This is a genomic window from Micromonospora sp. NPDC047753 (assembly GCF_040642735.1).
In the GTDB taxonomy this organism is placed as follows: domain Bacteria; phylum Actinomycetota; class Actinomycetes; order Mycobacteriales; family Micromonosporaceae; genus Micromonospora.
The window spans coordinates 1-3,533 of the sequence record NZ_JBEYSL010000608.1 but is presented as its reverse complement, the minus strand read 5'-3'; the positions used below and the strand labels follow the sequence as shown (position 1 = coordinate 3,533).

Here is a 3,533-nt window from a genome sequence, read left to right as displayed (position 1 = left end):
GCCACCACGGATCCCGGCCGAAGTCGGCCAGCGTCGGATCCTGGGCCAGGTAGATCGGACTCACTGGTTACCGGGATGTTGCGCCGTTGGCGCGCGCGGCGGCGGCCTTGACCCGCTCCAGCTTGGCACCGGTGACGGTGCTGTCGACGGAGACGACGACCTGGTTGGTGACCGGGTCACTCCACCAGGCGGTGCCCGGGATCTTGGCGGAGCGCTCCAGCTCGGCCGTGGCCCGGTTGAGCTCGGCGGCGCCGCGGGTGACGTAGCGGACGACGGCGCCGGCCTTGCTCGCCTTGCTGGCGGCGGCGGCATCGGTCACCGTAACGACGGACTTGCCGCTGGCGTCGATGTACGAGCCGGCGGAACGGTCGCCGAGTTCCGCGGAGATCGCGGCGGCGGCGTCGGGCGACGCGGCAGGAGCGGCCTGGGCGGGCGCGCCGATGAGCGAGCCGACGACCAGGGTTCCGGAAACGGCGACTGTGGCCGCAACACGGAATGAGGACCTCGTGGGTCGCATGTAACAAACCTCCTGGGCGGGGGAGCGGGTCTGCCGGGGGCGGCTGACCCGAGGGCAACCCGGCCGATCTGGGGAAACCGGCCGGATGAGACTGAAGTATTCACATACTTAAGATCATTAACAAGGCTTGGATTCGCCCGAATTCGTCGACCTCGGCTGGCCGCGCGGCCGCAACACCCCCGACACGCTGGTGAACAGCCACCGTCACACCAATCGGCGACCGCCGCACTTTCGGCGCGTACGGTCATCGATGTCTTCTCCGAGTCGCCGCTCAGCGCGGGGCGCGGCGGGCGTCGGGTCAGGGGGTGCGGCGTCGGGCGCCGGGGCCCGGGCTGGGTACCACGTCACGTGGCCGCCCCACGTCGTGACCGTCGGCGCAGCGCAGGTCGGCGCGTACCTCGGCGCCGCAGTCGCGGTGCGTGACGCGCAGCGGTGGGCCCTCCGCGTCGGCGAGGTAGCGGTCACCCCAGGCGAGGACGGCGACCAGCACCGGCCACAGGTCCAGGCCCTTGTCCGTGAGCCGGTACTCGTGGCGCAGCCGACTGCCGGGCTCCCGGTACGGCTCGCGACTGAGCACGCCCTGCTCCACCAGGGTGGCGAGCCGATTGGTCAGCACCTGGCGCGGAATGCCGGTGCGCACCCGCATGTCGTCGAAGCGGCGTACGCCGGTGAACACCTCACGGAGGACCACCAGCGTCCAGCGCTCACCGAGGACCCCCATCGCGCGGGCGATGGTGCAGTTCTCCACTGACCAGTCCAGAGCCGCGGGTCGCATCCGACCAGGCTAGATCTCGTTGACAGACTCAGCAACCGGCTGCCAGGCTGCGTCCATGACGCAGACGCAGGACCCAGTGCGCAGCCGTACCTTCACGTGGGCGGACCCGGCGGCCAACGCCGCCCAGGTCGGTCGGCGAAGCGGCCTCGACATGCTCCGGGCGATGATCGCCGGCGAGCTGGCCGCGCCGCCGGTGATGCACCTTCTCGACATGGCCAGGATGGAAGCCGACGAGGGCCGGGTCGTCGTCGAGCTGACTCCACAGGAGTTCCACTACAACCCGCTCGGCAGCGTCCACGGTGGCGTGCTCTCGACCCTGCTGGACACCGCCGCGGCGTGCGCCGTGCGCCGTGCACACCACCCTGCCCGCCGGCGTCGGCTACACCTCGCTGGACCTCAACGTGAAGTTCCTCCGCCCGGTCACCGTCGACAGCGGCACCCTGCGCTGCGAGGGCACCGTGCTGCAACGCGGCCGCCGTACGGCCCTGGCCGAGGCGCGCATCACCGACGCCACCGACCGCCTGGTAGCCCACGCCACCAGCACCTGCCTCCTCCTCCCCCTCCCCTGACCCCACCCTCCCCTCCCCAGACGCCCGCCCTCGCTGCGGTGATCAAGAGGTTTGCGTCAGGAAACCGGACTCCGGTGACCGAAACCTCTTGATCAACGCGAGCAAGGGGGCCTGGGGGGCTGGGGGCCTGGGTGGGGGTGGGGGGTCGGGCTTTTAGCGGAGGGCTAGGCGGGCGGCTCGGGCGTCGCGCTTCTCCTCGAAGCGGCTCGCGGCGCGGTCCAGGTTCTCCAGCTGGGCGGCGAGCTGCTCACGGGCGGCCTCACCGTCGGCGTTGAGGCCGGTCACGTTGAAGACGTCCCACTGACGCAGGACCGGCTGCAGCACCTCGTCGCGGTGCTGGCGCAGGTCGTAGATGCCGGCCAGGGCGATCGCCACCGACTTGCGGGCGAACCCGTCGATGCCGCTGCCCGGCATCTGGAAGTCGGCCACCACGTCGGCGACGGCCCGCATGGCCTGACTCGGGGCCAGCTCGAACGCGGCAGCGAGCAGGTTGCGGTAGAAGACCATGTGCAGGTTCTCGTCGGCGGCCACCCGGGCCAGCAGCGCCTCGCAGGTGGGGTCGCCGGTGGCCTTGCCGGTGTTACGGTGCGAGATCCGGGTCGCCAGCTCCTGGAACGAGACGTACGCCAGCGAGTGCAGCACCTCGTCGCCGTGGGCGTTGGTGTAGCCCTCCGACATGTGCGTCATCCGGGCCCGCTCCAACGCCACCGGGTCGACCGCCCGGCTGACGGTCAGGTAGTCGCGGATCGCGACGCCGTGCCGGCCCTCCTCGGCGGTCCACCGGTGCACCCAGGTGCCCCACGCGCCGTCGCGACCGAACAGGGTGGCGATCTCGTGGTGGTACGAGGGCAGGTTGTCCTCGGTCAGCAGGTTCACGATCAGCGCGGTGCGGGCCACGTCCGGGATGGTGGAGTCGGTCGGTGACCACGCCTCGCCGCCGAGCGGGCCGTCGAAGGTCCGCCCCTCGCTCCACGGCACGTACTCGTGCGGGAACCACTCCTTGGCGAGCGAGAGGTGGCGGTCCAGGTTGCGGGCGACAACCGGCTCCAACTCGACGAGCAGCGCGGTCTGGCTCACTGTGGTGCTGACGGTCACGAGAAACTCCCTACGGTGGCGTAACTTACGCTACCGTAGGTCCCCGCGGCCGTCAGCGCCAGTGGGGGCACTCACCCGACAGTGGGTTTGAGGTCTCCCGCAGGTGGCGTCCACTCCCCCGCACCGGCCGTGACCTGCTCACCGGAGCGGATGTCCTTCACCTCGTCCGGCGCTCCCTCGGCACCGGGGAACCACACGTACGGGATGCCGCGCCGCTCGGCGTAACGGATCTGCTTGCCGAACTTCGCCGCACTCGGCGACACCTCGGTAGGCACCCCGCGCCGCCGCAGCGCCTCGGCCACCCGGTTGCTGGCCGTACGGTGCTCCTCGCTGGTCACCGCGACGAGCACGGCGGTCGGCACCTCCCGCGAGACCGACAGCTCCCCCGCGCCGAAGAGCAGACCGAGCAGCCGGGTCACACCGATCGAGATCCCCACCCCCGGGTACGAGACGGCGCCGGCGCTGGCCAGATTGTCGTACCGGCCGCCGGAGCAGATGGAGCCGAAGCGCTCGTAGCCGCGCAGCTGGGTCCTGGAGAACCTGGCGGCCCGGGGCGATCGGATGGTCGGTGTGGTCA

At 71.1% G+C, this 3,533-nt stretch carries 3 protein-coding genes and 2 pseudogenes; 1 reads left to right on the top strand and 4 read right to left on the bottom strand.

Features of this window, described 5'->3' with window-relative positions:
- Positions 1-517, bottom strand: a pseudogene (locus tag ABZ749_RS31810) (alpha-lytic protease prodomain-containing protein); the annotation flags it as partial.
- Between the two features lie 298 nt (positions 518-815).
- The gene (locus tag ABZ749_RS31805; protein WP_357234324.1) at positions 816-1,292 is read right to left on the bottom strand and encodes a helix-turn-helix domain-containing protein; all 477 of its coding nucleotides are present in this window, start codon (positions 1,290-1,292) and stop codon (positions 816-818) included.
- Between the two features lie 55 nt (positions 1,293-1,347).
- Here ABZ749_RS31805 and ABZ749_RS31800 point away from each other — a divergent pair.
- Positions 1,348-1,861 (top strand): annotated as a pseudogene (locus ABZ749_RS31800) (PaaI family thioesterase).
- 153 nt (positions 1,862-2,014) lie between these two features.
- Here ABZ749_RS31800 and ABZ749_RS31795 read toward each other — a convergent pair.
- Together ABZ749_RS31795 and ABZ749_RS31790 are read right to left on the bottom strand one after the other, a co-directional pair.
- Positions 2,015-2,956 carry an acyl-ACP desaturase gene (locus ABZ749_RS31795; protein ID WP_181518646.1) on the bottom strand — a complete coding sequence of 314 codons (942 nt, stop codon included), beginning with the start codon at positions 2,954-2,956 and terminating at the stop codon, positions 2,015-2,017.
- A gap of 71 nt (positions 2,957-3,027) precedes the next feature.
- The coding region (locus tag ABZ749_RS31790; RefSeq protein WP_357234321.1) for a His/Gly/Thr/Pro-type tRNA ligase C-terminal domain-containing protein at positions 3,028-3,533 on the bottom strand (506 nt) is incomplete at its 5' end.